A 16210-nucleotide genomic window follows, 5' to 3' on the forward strand; every position below is an offset into this window, starting at 1 on the left:
GTTATTGCGCGGCCGGCGCGCCGGCGTCGGCCACGGCCTGCGTGCCGGCACCCGGTTCCGCATCGGCGCGCGCCGGTTGCGGCTTCGGTTTCACCGGCGCGCCCGGGTAGTAGATCCGCTGCACGCCGTCGACGACCACGCGGTCGCCGGCGTTCAACCCCTTCTCGACGATCCGCTGCCCGTCCAGCTCGCGGCCGATCGTCACGTCGCGGCGCAGCGCCTTGTCGCCAGGGCCGATCACGTACACGTACTTGCGGTCCTGGTCGGTCAGCACGGCCTTGTCGTCGACCAGCAGCGCAGCCTGGTCGCGACCGCTGACGAGCTGCACGCGCGCATAGAGCCCCGGCGTGAACGTGTGGTCCGCATTCGACAGCCGCACGCGCGCGCGGATCGTGCCGGTTTGCGGGTCGAGCCGGTTGTCGAGGAAGTCGACCGTGCCCGCGTGCGGGAAGCCGGTTTCGTTCGCAAGGCCGACGCGTACCGGATCGGCGCCGATCGCGCGATGCGCCGGATCGGCGCGCTGAGCGTTGTAGCGCAGATAGCTCTGCTCGTCGCAATCGAAATACACGTAGACCGGATCCTGCGACACGACGGTCGTCAGCAGCGTGTCGTCGGCGCGCGCGAGGTTGCCGGCCGTCGCGATCGCGCGGCCGACGCGCCCGGCGATCGGCGCGCGCACCTCGGTGAAGCCGAGATTGAGCTTCGCGTCGGCGACGGCCGCGTCGGCGGCCTGCAGGTCCGCGCGCGCCTGTTCGACGGTCGCGCGTGCGTTGTCGAGTTCTTCCTGCGACGTCGCATGCGCGTCGATCAGCGTCTGCACGCGCTTGAGCTGCACCTGCGCGAGGCTCGCGGCCGCGCGCGCACGTTGCTGCTGCGCGTTTGCGCGGTCGAGCGCGATCCGGTAAGGACGCGGATCGATCTCGAACAGCACCGCGCCCTGCGCGACGAGATCGCCCTCCTTGTAGGCAACCCTTTGCAGGTAGCCGCTCACGCGCGGCCGCAGTTCGACTGCGTCGACCGCTTCGACGCGGCCGTTGAATTCGTCCGCGAGACGGATCGTGCGCGGCGCGACAGTCGCGACGCCGACCTCCGGAAGCGGTTGGGCGGACGCGCCGCCTTTGCCGTCGTGACAGCCCGACAGCGCCAGCAGCAGCGCGCAGGCCGCGCCCAAAGGCGAGGTCCTGCGTAGGGATAAGGAGAGCATGATGCCTCGCGACGAGTTAAACTGCCGCGCAGGATAAAAGTTGAAGTTAACTTCAAGTCAAGCTTTCCCGGAGGGCATCATGGGTATCCAGGAAGTCCCGCAATGGCCGCTGATGTCGATTCGCGAAGTCGCCGCGCGCAGCGGCGTGCCGGCATCGACGCTGCGCTTCTACGAGGCGCGCGGACTCATCAAGTCGCATCGGAACGGGTCGAGCCACCGCCACTATTCGCGCGCCGTGCTGCGGCTGATCGCGTTCATCGTGTTTGCGCAGCGGATCGGCTATTCGCTCGACGAGATCGCCGAGCAGCTCGTCAGCCTGCCGGAAGACTCGGCACCGACCAACAAGGACTGGCAGCGGCTGTCGCGCGGATGGAAGCAGCGCGTCGCAAGCCGGATCGAGGAACTGCAGCGGCTCTACATCAACCTCGACGAATGCATCGGCTGCGGCTGCCTGTCGCTGAAGCGCTGCAAGCTGACCAACCCGGAGGATCGCGCGGGCCGCAACGGGCCCGGCGCGCGGCGCTGGCTCGGCGATCCTCCGCCCACCGATCTGGAATGACGTCTGCTCTGGATGACGGCTGGCGTGTCACCCGACCCGCCAGCCGCCGTTCACCGCGATCGTCGCGCCCGTGACGAACGCCGCGCGCGGGCTCGCGAGCCAGGCGACGGCATCCGCGATATCGGCAGGGTGCCCGGCCCGGCCGAGCGGCGTCTGATCGCGGATGGTCGCCGCGATGTCCGGTGCGACGCCGTCGTCGCCGAAAAAGCGCGTATCCGCGATATAGCCCGGCGCGACCGTATTGACCGTGACGCCGCGCGGCCCCAGTTCGCGCGCGAGCGCGACGGTCAACCCTTCGACGCCGGCCTTCGCCGCCGCGTACGCGAGGCCGCCTGGCAGCAGGCTGCCCGCGCGCGCGGCGATCGAGCCGACATTGACGATGCGCGCATCAGGCGCGGCCAGATGCGGCAGCACGGCCAGCGTCGTGACGAACGCGCTCTTCAGGTTCGCGTCGATCACCGCGTCCCACGCGGCCTCGGCGTCGTCGGCCGGCGTATCGGCGCCGACACGGCGCGTCAGCCCCGCGTTGTTGACCAGCACGTCGATGCGTGCCCAGCGCGCGACGATCGCGGCGACGGCCGCTTCCGCTTCGCGCCGCACGCTCAGGTCCGCCGCATGCCCGCACGCCGCGTCGCCGAACTGCGCGACCGACGCTGCCAGCCGCTGTGCATCGCGCGCCACGATCGCGACGCGATAGCCGTCGTCGATCAAGCGCCGCGCGATCGCGAAACCGATGCCGCTCGACCCGCCCGTCACCAGCGCCGTGCGCTGCGATTCGTTGCCTGTCATGACCTGCCCTCCCGAATGTCGACAATGAATGACACCGGAAGTCTGGTCGACGCCGTGCGATAGATAAAATACGAATTCGATGATCAACTGATACATGGAAGGTATCGCATGATCGATCTGCGCCAGTTCCGGCAATTCATCGCCGTCGCCGAGACGCTGAGCTTCCGGCGCGCCGCCGAGCGCCTGCACATGGCGCAGCCGCCGCTCAGCGCGGCGATCCGCAAACTCGAGGACGAACTGGGCGTCATACTCTTCGCCCGGGACAATCGCGGCACGACGCTCACGCCGGCCGGCGACGCGTTCCTGCTCGAAGCGCGGCGCGCGCTGGAACAGGCCGAGCGCGCGATGACCGCGGCCCGCCGCGCGGGCGCGGGCCTCGGCGGCACGCTGCGGCTGCGGTTCGTCGACAGCACGGTCAACGCGCTGCTGCCACCGATCCTGCGCGCGTTCCAGGAGCGGCATCCGGATGTCGATTTCCAGCTCGAGGAAGGCACGACCGCCGAGCAGGTGCGGGCGCTGCGACAGGACCGCACCGATGTCGGCCTCGTCGTGCTGCCGGTGCCGGATGCCGGCGACGTCCGCATCGAACCGCTGCTGCGCGACCGCATGGTCGCCGCGCTGCCCGACGGGCATCGGCTCGCGCGCCGCCGGCGCATCGCGCTCGCAGAACTGGCGGACGAACCGTGGGTGCTGTTTGCCGCGCATCACGGCCCCGGCATGCACGCGCGGATCGTCACCGCGTGCGCGCAGGCCGGCTTCACGCCGCGCGTCGTGCAGCAGCCGCGTCAGATGCAGACGACGGCCGGGCTCGTCGCCGGCGGCATCGGCATCGCGCTGATGCCGCGCCTGTTCGTGCCGATGCAGCCGCCAGGCATTACGTTCTGCGAATTGAAGGGTGCCGGATGCCCGCTCGCGTACGAACTGGCGCTCGCCTATCGCACGCCTTCGCCGCGCGTCGATGCACTGCGCGACACCGCGCGACACGCGGTGCGCGAACTGGGGCTCAACGCGGCGACGTGAACGCGCGCCTTGCGCGCGTGACGCTCAATCGCCGAGCTGGTTAAGCGCGACGTCGAGCACGGTCCGTTTGAAATCGGCCTGTCGCGTCGGCAGCGACGTGTACTCCAGCATCATGTGGCTGTACGACACGGTCATGCCGATCGCGCTTGCAATCATGAAGAACAGCACGTTCGGATCGGTCCGGCGGATCGCGCCGGCCTGCATCGCCTCGTCGAGCAACGGCACCATCGCGTCGTGATACGGGCGCACCAGCCGCTCCTGCAGCCGGTCGAGCCGCGCGCCCTCTTCGGTCGCCGCCGTGGAAAAGAACATGCCCATGTCGGGCTCGTCGAACTCGTGATCGACGCAGAGCTCGATCGCGCGCCGCACGCGCTCGCGATGCGGCAGCGACGACGTGCGCAATGCGCGCAGCGCATCGAACATCGGCTCGGCCAGTTCGACGATCTGCTCGACGACGGCCAGCCAAAGCGTTTCCTTCGAGCCGAAATGATGGGCGATCAGCGCCGCGTCGACGCCCAGTTCGCGCGCGACTTCGCGCACGCTCGTCGCGTCGTAGCCGCGCTTCGCGAAGGTGCGGCGCGCGCTGCGCAAGATCACGTCCGGCCCGACGGTCTCGCCCGCCAACGGCCGCCCGCGCGTGCGCCGCTTCGATGGCGCGCGCTCAGTAACTTCAACCACGTGTTGCTGCTCCTGTCGAGTGGTTCGATCGCCGGTGTTCCGCCCCCGTTTCATGCGATCAGAAAAACGGGCGCCCTGCCCGACTCCGTTGACACCCGGAGCCGGAAAGCGCTACGATCATACATTATTCATCACGTGATGATTTATACATGACAACCCCTACTCGCATCGTCATCGTCGGCGGCGGGATCGCCGGATTGCAGCTCGCGACCCGCCTGGGCGAGCGGCTCGGCAAGTCCGGCCGCGCGCAGGTCACCGTCGTCGACCGCAGCCCGACCCACGTGTGGAAGCCGATGCTGCACACGATCGCGGCCGGCACGCGCGACGTGCAGCAACAGCAAGTGATCTTCGTCGCGCATGCGTGCGAGCACGGCTACACGTACCAGCCGGGCGAGCTTCAAGGGCTCGATCGCGCACGCCGGCGCGTGCGGCTCGGCGAGATCCGCTCGCAGGACGGCGCGCTGGTGCTCGAAGCGCGTGAACTCGAGTACGACGTGCTGATCCTCGCGCTCGGCAGCCAGGCCAACGACTTCGGCGTGCCGGGCGTGCGCGAGCACTGTTACTTCATCGACAGCCAGCCGCAGGCCGAGGCCTTCAACGAGGCGCTGCGGATGCGCGTGTTTCGCAGCGTCGCACGCGACGAGGCGCTGCGCGTCGCGATCGTCGGCGCGGGCGCGACCGGCGTCGAACTCGCGGCGGAACTGAGCCGGCTGCTGGAAGTCGCGCAGGCGTACGGCGATGCAACGGTGCGCGAGCGGCTGCAGCTCACGCTGCTCGAAAGCGGGCCGCGCATCCTCGCCGCGTTTCCGCCGAAGATTTCCGCGTCGGCGCAGCAACAGCTCGAACGGATCGGCTTTCGGGTGCTGACGTCGACGCGCGTGACGTCGGCCGCCCCGAACGGCTTCCACTACGGCGACGATTCGTTCGCCGAAGCGGACCTGATGGTGTGGGCGGCCGGCGTGAAAGCGCCCGAGTTCATGCAGGCGCTCGGCGGCCTCGACACGAATCGCGCGAACCAGATCGTCGTCGGCCCGACGCTGCAGGCAACGGCGGACGAGCACATCTTCGCGATCGGCGATTGCGCGAGCCTGCTGCCCGACGGCCAGGAGCGGCCGCTGCCGCCGACCGCACAGGTCGCGACGCAGCAGGCCGAACACCTGGCGAAGCATCTGCCGGCGTGGCTCGACGGCAAGTCGATGCCCGCGTTCGCGTTCCACGACTTCGGTGCGCTCGTATCGCTGAGCGACTACGACGCGTTCGGCACGCTCGGGCAGTTCGGGTTCTTTCGCGGCGGCTTCATTCGCGGCCGGTTTGCGCAGCTCAGTCATCTGATGCTGTACCGGCGACATCAGCAGGCGCTGCACGGGTTCCGCAAGGCCACGATGCTGTGGATCGCCGAACGCATCAACGGCTGCGTGCAGCCGCGCATCCGCCTGTCCTGATGCCGCGCGCCGCGGCATCGCGTAGTGTTTCGAGGGAAAACAGACATGGACGACAGTGCAGCATCCTGGATCAGAACCGTCGCCGAGATCGGCAGCTTCGACATGCCACCCGCCTCCTGGCAGGCGCCGCGGCGACGCACAGTGACGCGCGACCGGCTGCCGCCTTGGGATCCGGCGAGCCGGCCGACGATCAGCGTACTCGAGCGGCCGACGCCGGACACCGCGATAATTTCGTGGCGAGACGCCTGTACCGGGCATTACGGGTATCAGAAGTGGCGGTTGTTTACGACGCGGCGGCGTGGGGTCTGCGCGCTGTCGGGGCAGCCGATCGAGATTGGCGATAGCGTCTATGCACCGCAACTGCTTGGGTCGACGCCGGGGAATGCGGCTGCGATGGTGCTGGCGACGTGCCTCGACGCGACGCGCGCCGCGGAAGCGGCGTGAAGGCGTGAAGCCTTGAAGGTCTGATTGCCTGATTGCCCGTGCTCGGCGGCCGTGACGCGATCCGCGCGATGGACCAGTTCCTCCCAGCACGCGTCGGCTTGGCAACCAACGGCGCTGCTTTGGCTTCGGCTTCCCGCATCATCTCGCATTCGCGGTCACCGCGCCCGCGATCGAGTGGCCCATAACGTTCATATCCTGCCGACTCGTGTCGACGAGTGTATCGACGACGACAATCAATAGCATGCGATACGGGATCGACCGCGGATAACCGCCAGCGCGACATTTCCCGCGTTATTCCGCGACGATGACTTCGACGCGCCGATTCCTCGCCCTTCCCGACTCAGTACCGTTGTCCGCCAACGCGTCGGCATCCCCACGCCCTTCCACGCGGAGGCCATGTGCCGGTATGCCGGCCGCGACAAGAATCCGGGCGACATTTTCGGCACGTGCTTCGGAAAGTGCCTGGTTGGAAACCTGACGCGCGGACCCGGCGGGCGCGCTGTCCGCGTATCCGACTACCCGGACGACCGTACCTTCAGCGATCGACGCAATTTCCCGTCCGGCCGACGCCACGACGGAAGCCCCCCACGGGGCCACAGTCACCGCGCCCGGTACGAACATGCCGACAAAGCGAAGCGTCAAGGCATGGCGTCCGGGATCCCGGATCAGTTCGACATTCCCTGCTGCGACCTCGTCACGCAGCCGCTGTTCCAGATCCCGAGCCAGCGAGTCGAACGGCGACATGCGTTGCGCCTGTCTCGATACGAGCCAATAGTCCACCGAGGCATATCCCGCCGCGCCTAGCAGCAACGCCCCGGTTATGCCGACAACAACCCCGATGCGCGACGAACGACGCATCGCCAACGGACGCACCCACGGGTCGACCGTCCGTCGCCTTTGTCGAAGCGACTCCCTTGCGAAATTCACGCCCACCCCGCCCGTCACGACCACGTCGTGCACGCGCTCGCGAACGCGCTTCAAGCGCTTCTGTCCGTCGCGCTCGAATCGGTAACGCCCGCGAAACCCGAGATCGAGGATGTTCTGGTACAACTCGATCAGATCGAGGTTCTCGCGCGGGCTGCACAATGCCTCGTCGATCAGCCGGAAAACACGGTCGCCGCCCTGACGATCGTGACCCATCGCGGCAGCCAGCCCGTCGACCTCCCATTCGACACCGGTGGTCTCTCCTTTTCCCCAGCGCGTCTGCATCGCAGACTCATCGAGCGCCGAACACAGGCAATAGGTTGCGCTCCGGACATGGTCCGGCCGGAGGTCGAGTTCAGCGCCGAGGCGCGTAAACAGCCGGAGTTCCTGCTCCAGCCACCGTCGCCGCCGGCCTACCGAATCGGCATCGAGAATGTCGGGCGTATCTGCCAACGCACCCAGCAAGACGCGCGCGGCTTCGAGCAGCGGGTTGATCGACTGCTCCGCCCGCTTGAGCCTCGTCGCGACGGACAGCGACGCCAGGCTCCCGCCGTGGCTTTGCAGATCGGCTGTTAACAGACTCATCTTGATCGCCCCTTCCGATTCAACGGGAAACGCTTCCCGCGTTTATCGGCAACATGCCCTGTGGCAAACCGGGCGGCGGACCGCTGTCCGGCAAACTGAACATCGCCATCGAGGTCGGGCACCGGAACGTCTTCAACACGTCGCTCGTCAACGGATTCGCGACACTGCCGGCGCTTGCGATGTCGAGCACCGCTTCGCGACCGTCGAAACCGAACGCGACGCGCGTGCGGCCCGGCGTGGCCGTTCCGATCACCTTGCCTTTCTGAAGCAGCCTCATCAACGCCCAAGGCCCATTGGTTGAAATCGTCGACGTGTCCGGCCGGATGCGCGGGCTGGCCGTGATCTCGGCGTGCGCGCCGCCGCGCGGCCCCGGCCACGCAATCGTGAAGGGCGCAACCGGACCGTGCTGGTAAAGCGTCGTCTGCCCGTCGATGTCGAGCGACAGGCTCATGATCGTCGGCGCGAGCTCCGGGACCCGGATGTCGGCCTTCCACGTCATCTGCTTGTGGCCCGGATCGTTGAAGAAGATGTCGCGAATCGCCTTCGCATGCTCGAACGGTTCGAGATCCGGCCCCTGCACGGGCTCCGTCGCGCCCGGCAGCGTTCGATAGCGCCACGGCTTCGCGGACGTATCGACAAACGGCGCCAGCGTCTTCACGAAGAAATCGTCGATCACGCCGCCCAGCGCGAACACGCGCGTGAAGTCGTCGATACCGACGTCGCGCTTGCTGTCGGGAGCGAACGGATAGTTTCCTTCGATCGTCAACCGACAGGTGTCGCCGACTACCGCCTGCATCTGGCGCGACAACAGTTGACCGATCCCATGGTTGACCTCGCGCGACCCGTCGGCCGCGAGCTTGAGCAATATCGCGCGGAACGGCGCAGGCATCGTGTCGGCGGCCATTTTCAGCTTCGCAGCCGTGTCGCTCGCCGGCGGCATGCTGTTGTTCGACAGCGCGTTATCGGCGACGGTCAGCGCCGTGTAATAGTCGTTCAGCAGGTTGGCGACGCCGTCGAGTCCCGTCTTGTCCGCCTGGGTGCCGGCCGAGTGCGCGTCAGGCAGTGCATCGACGTTTCCCGTCACGACCTCGCGCAACGCCGCGAAACGATTGTCGACGAGTTCCCGCTCGACACGCTCCGAGGCCCGAATGCCGAGCGCCTTGTCGGCTTTCTGATTCAGTTGGTCGGCCGCCTTCTGCAGCAGTGAACCGTTCGACGCAACGGGTTGCTGCGTGAGCGTCGTCTCGCGCACTGCGGCGCGGGCAAGGCGCGCGAGCGGCGAATCCGGCGCTGCAAAGCTGCGCAGCACCTTCAGATTGAATGCGAGACTCGTGCCGCTCACGGTGCGGATGTCGTCGAGAAACGCCGTCCACTGTTGCGCGTACTCCATCAGATATTCGCGGCGGACGGCGTCGGTCAACGCATCATCCGCGCCATTGATCATCTCAGCCGTTTTTTTTTGAGCCTCGCCCAGGTATGAGCGCCCCATCACCCATGCGTCGTCGTCGCGCGCGAGTTGCACGAACTCGCGCAGTCGCTTGTCGAACAGATTCCGGTAGCCGTCGAACGTGAAGAGACCCGACACGCCGCGCGACAACGGCGCGTCGCTCGCTCGCGTAAATACCGTTCCGGCCTGCGGGCCGACGGCGCGCAGCAACGTGAACTCGTCCGGTGCTTCCGTGAGCATCGCGGCCTTCGCGCGCTGATAAAGACGGTCGGTCGCGTTGCTGCCGTCAAGGAACGCGCGCGTCTGCCGTACCAGCGCGTCGTTGCGGATCAGCGAAGACTGCACGACACGCTCCCCGGAGAACAGCTGTTGCACGTGCTCGATCATCGACGCCCTGCCGCCGAAAGCGGCGGCGCTGTCGGTCTTCGCCCAGTCGTCGAGCACCCATGCCTTCACGTCGCCGGCATTGAACTTCGCCTTGTCGTACAGCATCAGGTACACGCGAAGCGCATCGTAGGCGGCTTTTGAATCCCTGCTGGCAATGGCCCCGGACATGACGTCCTCCAGGCGATGCACGATGTGCGGCAGCAGCAGGCTGTCTTCGAGCGCATCGTAGGTGCGGCGGCTTTCGGTGGCAATGTCCGTCGGTATGTAGAGACCGTAGCGCCATGCGCCGTCCGGATCGGACAGGTCGAGCCCCGGAAACGTGGGCAGATTGCGCGCCTCGGTCAGCGTGTCGGGCACGGCTTGCAGTTCGGGCGTCTTGTACAACGCCGTGACGCGGGCGGCAAGCGCCTGCGCCTTGCGGCCCATCGCGTCGAGATAATCGCTGTTGTTGCCGTAGCTCACGCGCAAGCCGATCGCCAGCCAGACGAACAGCAGCAGCGCCAGTGTGTGGCCGATCAGGCGCAACAGCCTGTAGCGATATTCCCAACGCAGGTTGGGAGCCACGAGATGCGCCTCCGGGAACACGACGCGGGTCAGGAGATCGTGCAGGAAGAATCCCTGGTTCCCCTCGGCACGCGACGATGCAACCGGGGCGCGGTCCTGAGCGCGGTCCTGGGTCGACAGAATGCGTTGAACGACCGTATGGCGTTCCGCCACGATCTCGTTGCCCTGTTGCCGGGCACTCGTGAAGTACACGCCGCGCAACGTCGAATGGAGTTGCGTATTGTCGTAGCGGGAATCGAGGAATATGCGGTCGATCAGGTCGAGCAGCGGTTCGAGCAGCGCGGAAAACGCCTCAGGCAACGCGGCAAACTTTCGACGCTTGTTCAGGTCGTATTCGTCCTGCAGGTGCGTATCGATCGAGCCCGTCAACCGTGCCGCCAGTTGGCCGAGTTCGTGATGACAACGCGCACGCAGCCCTTCCTTCGCAACCGTCTCCTTGCCATAGGGAAGCGTGAAACCCCAGACTTGCGCCCGCCCCTCGGACGTGAGCGTTCCGAAATACTCGGCAAAACCGGCGAGGCGGTCCATCTTCGTGATCGTCAGGTAAACGGGGAAGCGAATGCCCAGTTCCTCTCTCAGCTCGGCCAGCCTTGCGCGCAATGCAGCAGCCTCGGCGACGCGCGCCTGTTCATCGGCGCTTGCCAGCGTCGCAAGATCGACCGTCAGCAATGCGCCGTTGATCGGCGCGCGGGGGCGGTTTCGGCGCAACAGGCCGAGAAACCCGAGCCATTCCGCGCGATCGATCTCCTGCGGAAGGTCACGCTCGGCGGCAGCATGCGGCACGACATCGACACTCGACTTCGAGCCAGCCGCCGCCTCCGATTTCGCGGGTGCATCCTGTTGCGTGCCATCGGCGGAACGTTCCGTGTTCGCCTGCACGTTGGTGGCATCCTTGTCGGATACGTCAGCTGCCGGCTTGTCCGGTTCTGCGACGCGTGTATCGGCGGCCTCGGCCTTCGACATGCCATGACGCGTGTAGTAGCCGATTGTGTCGATCAGCACCGCGTCGTTCGTCAGCCACCAGTCCACAGCGGCAGCGTCCGCAGCCGGTTTCCCAGCTGCGCGCTGCATCTGCTCGGCAACGGGAAACGCGAGCCCGCCGTTCATCAGGATGCTGGTCTTGCCGGACCCTTGCGAACCGAGTGTGATGTACCACGGCAACTCGTACAAATAGCGCTTGCCCTGGAACAGCTTGCCGAGGCCGCGTGCGCCGGTACGCATCGATTTCAGGCGCGCGAGCGCGCTCGTCACGCCGCCTTCGACTTTCTCAAGACGTGAAGCCGCGAGCGGGTCCGCCTTCTTGCGATCCAGACGCAGCATCTTCTTCATGAACGCAGCGTCTTCGCGCATTTTTTGCCAAATACGGAACATGCCGACGACGACGAAAACGGCTGCCACCACGGCGATCGCGCCGAGACGTGCCGACACCGATTCAAGCGGCGCCGTGCGACCCAGCGCGAGTAGCGGACCCGCGTACCAGATCAGCAAGCAAAGCAATGCGGCGAACACGATGCTGATCGACCATCCGACGAGCCAGAGCAGCACGCCGGCGAGCAACAACGCGATCAGCAGCGCACGCATGCCGGCCTCGGCGAGCGGCTTGAGCCCGCCGAACGCGAAGAACGGACCGACGAACCAGATCACCAGTGCGACGACGACCAGTGCGAGGAACGCGAGGAACTGGCGCGAGGCCAGAAACGGCAGGAACGGGAACTTCTTCATGGATTATTCCGGAAACGGATCTGGCTTATCGTGCGACGTCGATCTCGACGCGGCGGTTCTGCGCGCGGCCCTGCGCGGTGCGGTTGTCGCCGACCGGATCGGCATCGCCTTTGCCGACGGCTTCCAGGCGGTTCGCCGGTACGCCGGCGGCTTGCAGCATCTGCATGACCTGGGTGGCCCGCTCTTCCGACAGCGCCTGATTCGACGCGAACTGGCGGCTGCGAATCGGCACGTTGTCCGTGTAGCCGATGATCGTTACCTTGCCGGGGACCTTGGCGATCTCTGCCGCGATCTTCGCGATCAACGGATTCATCGAGGCCTGGACCGAAGCGCCACCGGGGAGGAACATCGCGTCGCCGCGAAACGTGACGGCGCTGCGGCGAGCGTCTTCGTCGACGCTGACGGTGCCGGCGGCGATTTCATCCTTGAGCAGTTGCCTGAGGTGCAGTTGCACCGGCGGCGCAGGCGGCGGCGTCATGCGGGCGATCTCGGCAATCCGTTTCTGAACGTCCGCGCTGTGATTGGACAGTTCGTACTTGAACCATCCGAATAGTCCGAGCAGGATCACCGACAGAAGCGTTGCTGTAATCCACACGGGGAAATCGTAGAACGACGGACGCTTGCCTTTTGTGCTGGGTTGCCAGTGGGGAGACAAAGTCAACGGCGCGGGGTCGCGTTGCGATGTGATGACGTTGTAGAGCCTCTGGCGAATCGCGTCGTGCTTGCGCGTGCCGTCGGCGCCTCCGCGGTAACGTCCTTCGAAGCCGAGACTGAGCGTCCGATAAATCACTTCGAGCAAGTCTCGATGCTCGTGCGGATCTTCGAGCAAACGGCCGATCAGCAGGTAAACCTTGTCGCCTCCGTCGAGATCGCCGTGGAACGTGGTGGCCAGCCCCCCTTTGATCCATGCAATCCCCGCCGAACCGGCTTTGCCCCATGCGGTTTGCGTGACCGTCTCGTCCAGCGCCGTGCACAGGCAATATCGGGCGCCGATCATATGGTCGCGACGGACGTTGGCCTGCTCGCATAGCTTCTCGAATATCCGAACCTCCTGCTCGAGAAGCGCGCGTAGCGACGCGACCGCATGCTTCGATGCGAATTTCTCCGGCATGTCGGCCTGTGCGCGCAGCAGGACGCGCGAAGCTTCGAGCAATGGATTTGACGCCGTCTTCACGTGGATCAGGCGCTGCTCAAAAGCCTCGGGAGGTGCCATGTCCTCGTTAAGCGACGTATCGTCTTCCCGGCTCAGCGCAGTAGCCAGCGTCTCCGGCTCGTCCGCCGACGTGTGCACGGAATCGATCGGTACACTGGATTTCCTTGGAGTCGACATGATTAGCGTCCTACCTTCGCCGTTGACGTGGCAATCAGCCGGCAACCACATTCGGTCCGGTGACCATGCAGTGCCACGTGACGGCCACCGACGCTGAGCGTCGGATGTGCTTCGATGATCTTGTTGACGCCGTGCGGACGCCCGTCCGGATAGGTTTCCGGGCAATCGACCAGATCATGCAGGCGGGCAATCTTCCTGCCGCCGATCGTGTGCGTATCCGAGCCGGTAATGATCCGGCCGCCATGGTCGGTTGCGTCTCCGACGACTGCGATGCTGATTGACATGGTGCTATCCGTAGGCTGGCGCGCTCAAAGGCGCGGAAACGTGCTGAAGTCGACCTTCACCGGCGGCGGCAATCTTCCGGACTGCTCGGCGAGGTAGTTGCCGCGATCCGCCGCCGCAACCCTGGCACGCTCGGCGGCAATGTGCGCAGCATCGTTCTTCAGGCCGAGCGACCGAACGCGCCTGTCGTTGCCGACGAAGAACGTCCGCGCCCAGCCGTAGCCACCCGGTGCATATTCATGGAAATAGGGCACGCGGAACCATGCGCGGCTGTCGTGTACGAAATCGTCGAGCAAACGGATCACGGCACGAGGCAGCTTTCGCACCGCTGCCTCAGACGTGTGTTCGAGCAGGAACGGCAGCATTTCCTGGGGCGGCGCGAGAACATAATCCAGGACTGGTTGATACGGGGCCAGGGCACCAAGCACCTGCAGCACGCGATCACGCCCCCCCATCCAGACGGTCGTCGACCCTTGCCGACGGCGCATGGCAACGTCCTTCCGTTCAACCGTCAGGTAATAGGCATTGACGTCCTGTTCCAACGCAAACGGCCCGCTGGCCCTTCCCATCTTCACGTTCACCTTTTCCGCCGGCGGGTGAGCCCAGTACACCTGCCAGCGCCAGCGCTGATCGGGATACAGGTAGGCCAACAAGAGGCGGAATTCCTCCGCAGCTTCGAGCAGGTCGGTCTTGTCGTTGGTCGTTATGTCCGTCGTACCCTCGCCGGGCCGCGGCGGCTTGCCTGCTGCAGCCGTCATGATCTCGGCGTCCTTCTTCTTGATCTGTTCGCCAAGTTCGGCCGCGCTTTTCCTGAAGGGATTCGCCAGTGCTGGAATCGCAAGCATGCTGAGCGCAGCGGCCTCGAGGCCCGCCCTTTTTTTCTCGAGCTCGCTCTTCTCGCGCTTCAGGTTATCAAGCCGCGAATTCGATGCTGCCTTGCTCGCGACTCGCGTCTCGAGTCCGTAGGGCGTGACCTCATCCTCAGGCGCATGACGGAAGAAGGCCTGCGACGTCACGTAGGCCTGCGGATTTCCATAGTCCGCCCGTAAGGTACGCCATGCGAGCGACTGGCCCATGCCTATGCGAAGTGCCGATTCGATGCTGTCGAGGGGTTTTTGATTGACGGTTGAGAGCCAGTCGTTGAAGGCACGGGCGACGGATGACGAGATTCTGAAATCATCTTCCATGATTTTCGGAAGCGGTGATTCCTCGGCCTGCACAGATAATGGCACGCCGGCTTTCAATGCTTCGATATACATGTTGTGCAAGGGGATCTGACTAAGCTTGCTACCGTCACCGTCTCGAGATTTGCCCTCTTCATTGAACGCGTAACCGCCGCCCACGTCCGAATGCACGCCCGGATAAGCGATCTCAATTCTGCGCGGCGCGCCGACAGGATAGGCATGCCGCTCGCGAATGGAATCGAGCGGGAAGCTCATCCGTTGTTCGTGAATCGAGAAAAAATGCACACACTTCTTCACCGAAGCGGGAACATTAAGCGCACCGTTAGCCGTCCATACCCAATGCCCGTCCAGATCTGCGATATCGATTGCCGCAGTGACGGTATCCGGCAACCCAACCGACGCAACTGTATCGAAAATTCCGAGAAAATTGACCTCGTATGGAATCGCACCCGCGATCATGCCGCCCGGTGCCCAGGTATTGATGAGACGGTTAACGAATACGCGCGCGCCTGCCGCACCGCGCGAGAATCCGAATACGTTCACCCATACCTTTTTGATCGAACGATTCAACTGACCACCCGGTCCGCCATGCTTCTTCTGCAGGGCGAACAGTGCCCCGTGAAGACGCTCCAGCTGCGCCCGAGACTTGTATCCGTAGTACACCTGCGACGCCGTTACTACAGGAGCCGTCATGGGGAACGCCTTGGACGCCGCTCCTACAATTTGTGGCAGCTTGCCGTTCGAGGCCGTGACGTCTGCATCAATCAACGCACAAAGAGCACGAGCATCATGGTCATCGAGCAAGATGTCAGCCGTCATCGCCTCATGCAGCGCGTTCAGCAAACGGGTGTATCCCCAAGCGACACGCATGCCGAAACCAAGGGCGAATGCCTTGCCTTCCGACGTAAACTTCAATTCGCCAATTTCACGGAACGGAGTGCCAACGCCGGCCAAGTAGAACCGATATTCGCCCGCCGTACGGTTGTCGCTGCATGCGTTGAACAACCTTGCAACATTGCTATGCGTCGGCCCGTCCAAATTCTTGGAATCCCATTCCAGGTTGTTATTCGTACCGTCGAAAAACAGATTAACGTGGAGCACTTGCCGGCAGTCCGATGGCTCACCTGCTAATGCACTCTTGCCCATTGCTCGAGCTGCTTCGCCCTCACCCAAACGCCCCTGTTCGTTGAATTGCTCAGGCCATCGAATGGCGCTCATCGCCCTCTCCTCGTTTCTTGTTCAACTCCGGGTCCAGCACGCCCTGCACGATATAGGGATCGTCATCATCAATTTTCGGGAGAATTCCTTTCTCATCTCTGATCTGAATTCGAATCCGATCGCCCGACAGAAAATGCACCACAAAACCTGCTGTGCGCGGCCCATACGGCGGCACCTCGGTGGTCGCCGTGTACCAAGTACCAAGATGCTTTTCATCCAACACTTTGTCGACATTCCATTTGACAACCAGCTTCATGCCCGGACGCCAGTGGGCGGGAATGCTGATACAGCACACGAATCCCCCCCCCTCCCGAACGCATCTGACCGTCCTTTTTAGGAAAAATATTCGGCCCGCCCGCGGGGAACTCATCGCCTTCACTTCCGACGCGGAATTCTGCGATGTAATAGTCGGTATAGTTGTAACCGCTCAC

13 protein-coding genes and 1 pseudogene are annotated in these 16210 nt (G+C 64.8%); 4 read left to right on the forward strand and 10 right to left on the reverse strand.

Translation table 11 applies throughout. The features are described 5' to 3' along the window. Window position 1: 1 nt before the first annotated feature. Window positions 2–1204, reverse strand: coding sequence for an efflux RND transporter periplasmic adaptor subunit (locus BST28156_RS19170; RefSeq protein WP_174903098.1), 1203 nt, complete (start codon window positions 1202–1204; stop codon window positions 2–4). A gap of 79 nt (window positions 1205–1283) precedes the next feature. On the opposite strand from BST28156_RS19170, the gene soxR reads away from it, so the two are divergent. Further along, complete coding sequence (gene soxR, locus BST28156_RS19175; protein ID WP_009695655.1) at window positions 1284–1763, forward strand: redox-sensitive transcriptional activator SoxR; 480 nt, start codon at window positions 1284–1286, stop codon at window positions 1761–1763. A 27-nt stretch (window positions 1764–1790) separates the two neighbouring features. Here soxR and BST28156_RS19180 read toward each other — a convergent pair whose 3' ends face one another. Beyond that, on the reverse strand, window positions 1791–2552 hold the full coding sequence (locus tag BST28156_RS19180; protein ID WP_174903099.1) for an SDR family NAD(P)-dependent oxidoreductase: 762 nt from the start codon (window positions 2550–2552) through the stop codon (window positions 1791–1793). Between the two features lie 108 nt (window positions 2553–2660). Here BST28156_RS19180 and BST28156_RS19185 point away from each other — a divergent pair, with 108 nt between their 5' ends. Further along, on the forward strand, window positions 2661–3572 hold the full coding sequence (locus BST28156_RS19185) for a LysR family transcriptional regulator (protein WP_060236778.1): 912 nt from the start codon (window positions 2661–2663) through the stop codon (window positions 3570–3572). Between the two features lie 24 nt (window positions 3573–3596). Here the strand turns inward: BST28156_RS19185 and BST28156_RS19190 are convergent, their stop codons facing one another. Next, window positions 3597–4250 carry a TetR/AcrR family transcriptional regulator gene (locus BST28156_RS19190; protein ID WP_060236776.1) on the reverse strand — a complete coding sequence of 218 codons (654 nt, stop codon included), beginning with the start codon at window positions 4248–4250 and terminating at the stop codon, window positions 3597–3599. A 149-nt stretch (window positions 4251–4399) separates the two neighbouring features. On the opposite strand from BST28156_RS19190, the gene BST28156_RS19195 reads away from it, so the two are divergent. Both BST28156_RS19195 and BST28156_RS19200 read left to right on the forward strand, forming a co-directional pair. Further along, complete coding sequence (locus BST28156_RS19195) at window positions 4400–5692, forward strand: NAD(P)/FAD-dependent oxidoreductase (protein ID WP_060236772.1); 1293 nt, start codon at window positions 4400–4402, stop codon at window positions 5690–5692. Window positions 5693–5737: 45 nt separating this feature from the next. Further along, complete coding sequence (locus tag BST28156_RS19200; protein ID WP_174903100.1) at window positions 5738–6136, forward strand: DUF3331 domain-containing protein; 399 nt, start codon at window positions 5738–5740, stop codon at window positions 6134–6136. Between the two features lie 291 nt (window positions 6137–6427). On the opposite strand, the gene icmH is transcribed toward BST28156_RS19200, so the two are convergent. The 7 genes and pseudogenes from icmH to BST28156_RS35090 all read right to left on the reverse strand — a co-directional run. After that, entirely contained in the window at window positions 6428–7645 is a 1218-nt protein-coding gene (icmH, locus tag BST28156_RS19205; protein WP_174903101.1) for a type IVB secretion system protein IcmH/DotU, read from the reverse strand. 19 nt (window positions 7646–7664) lie between these two features. After that, window positions 7665–11765 carry a type VI secretion system membrane subunit TssM gene (gene tssM, locus BST28156_RS19210; RefSeq protein WP_174903102.1) on the reverse strand — a complete coding sequence of 1367 codons (4101 nt, stop codon included), beginning with the start codon at window positions 11763–11765 and terminating at the stop codon, window positions 7665–7667. Window positions 11766–11790: 25 nt separating this feature from the next. Further along, window positions 11791–13095, reverse strand: a complete 1305-nt coding sequence (gene tssL, locus BST28156_RS19215; RefSeq protein ID WP_174903103.1) for a type VI secretion system protein TssL, long form — start codon at window positions 13093–13095, stop codon at window positions 11791–11793. A gap of 2 nt (window positions 13096–13097) precedes the next feature. Continuing rightward, window positions 13098–13379, reverse strand: a complete 282-nt coding sequence (locus tag BST28156_RS19220) for a PAAR domain-containing protein (RefSeq protein ID WP_105757250.1) — start codon at window positions 13377–13379, stop codon at window positions 13098–13100. 24 nt (window positions 13380–13403) lie between these two features. Beyond that, the gene (locus BST28156_RS19225; protein ID WP_174903104.1) at window positions 13404–15779 is read right to left on the reverse strand and encodes a T6SS phospholipase effector Tle1-like catalytic domain-containing protein; all 2376 of its coding nucleotides are present in this window, start codon (window positions 15777–15779) and stop codon (window positions 13404–13406) included. Next, window positions 15757–16074, reverse strand: a complete 318-nt coding sequence (locus BST28156_RS19230; RefSeq protein ID WP_367651233.1) for a DUF3304 domain-containing protein — start codon at window positions 16072–16074, stop codon at window positions 15757–15759. Before BST28156_RS19230 ends, BST28156_RS19225 begins: the two co-directional genes overlap by 23 nt. After that, a pseudogene (locus tag BST28156_RS35090) lies at window positions 15992–16210 on the reverse strand (hypothetical protein); the annotation flags it as partial. The pseudogene BST28156_RS35090 and the gene BST28156_RS19230, both read right to left, overlap by 83 nt.

The sequence above is a fragment of the Burkholderia pseudomultivorans genome, from assembly GCF_902499075.1.
In the GTDB taxonomy this organism is placed as follows: domain Bacteria; phylum Pseudomonadota; class Gammaproteobacteria; order Burkholderiales; family Burkholderiaceae; genus Burkholderia; species Burkholderia pseudomultivorans.

What these genes read in the sequence shown, in the direction of transcription:
- BST28156_RS19220 (WP_105757250.1), bottom strand. Translation starts at nt 13,379, where the DNA reads ATGTCAATCAGCATCGCAGTCGTCGGAGACGCAACCGACCATGGCGGC.
- BST28156_RS19180 (WP_174903099.1), bottom strand. Translation starts at nt 2,552, where the DNA reads ATGACAGGCAACGAATCGCAGCGCACGGCGCTGGTGACGGGCGGGTCG.
- icmH (WP_174903101.1), bottom strand. Translation starts at nt 7,645, where the DNA reads ATGAGTCTGTTAACAGCCGATCTGCAAAGCCACGGCGGGAGCCTGGCG.
- BST28156_RS19225 (WP_174903104.1), bottom strand. Translation starts at nt 15,779, where the DNA reads ATGAGCGCCATTCGATGGCCTGAGCAATTCAACGAACAGGGGCGTTTG.
- soxR (WP_009695655.1), top strand. Translation starts at nt 1,284, where the DNA reads ATGGGTATCCAGGAAGTCCCGCAATGGCCGCTGATGTCGATTCGCGAA.
- BST28156_RS19200 (WP_174903100.1), top strand. Translation starts at nt 5,738, where the DNA reads ATGGACGACAGTGCAGCATCCTGGATCAGAACCGTCGCCGAGATCGGC.
- BST28156_RS19170 (WP_174903098.1), bottom strand. Translation starts at nt 1,204, where the DNA reads ATGCTCTCCTTATCCCTACGCAGGACCTCGCCTTTGGGCGCGGCCTGC.
- BST28156_RS19185 (WP_060236778.1), top strand. Translation starts at nt 2,661, where the DNA reads ATGATCGATCTGCGCCAGTTCCGGCAATTCATCGCCGTCGCCGAGACG.
- tssL (WP_174903103.1), bottom strand. Translation starts at nt 13,095, where the DNA reads ATGTCGACTCCAAGGAAATCCAGTGTACCGATCGATTCCGTGCACACG.
- BST28156_RS19195 (WP_060236772.1), top strand. Translation starts at nt 4,400, where the DNA reads ATGACAACCCCTACTCGCATCGTCATCGTCGGCGGCGGGATCGCCGGA.
- tssM (WP_174903102.1), bottom strand. Translation starts at nt 11,765, where the DNA reads ATGAAGAAGTTCCCGTTCCTGCCGTTTCTGGCCTCGCGCCAGTTCCTC.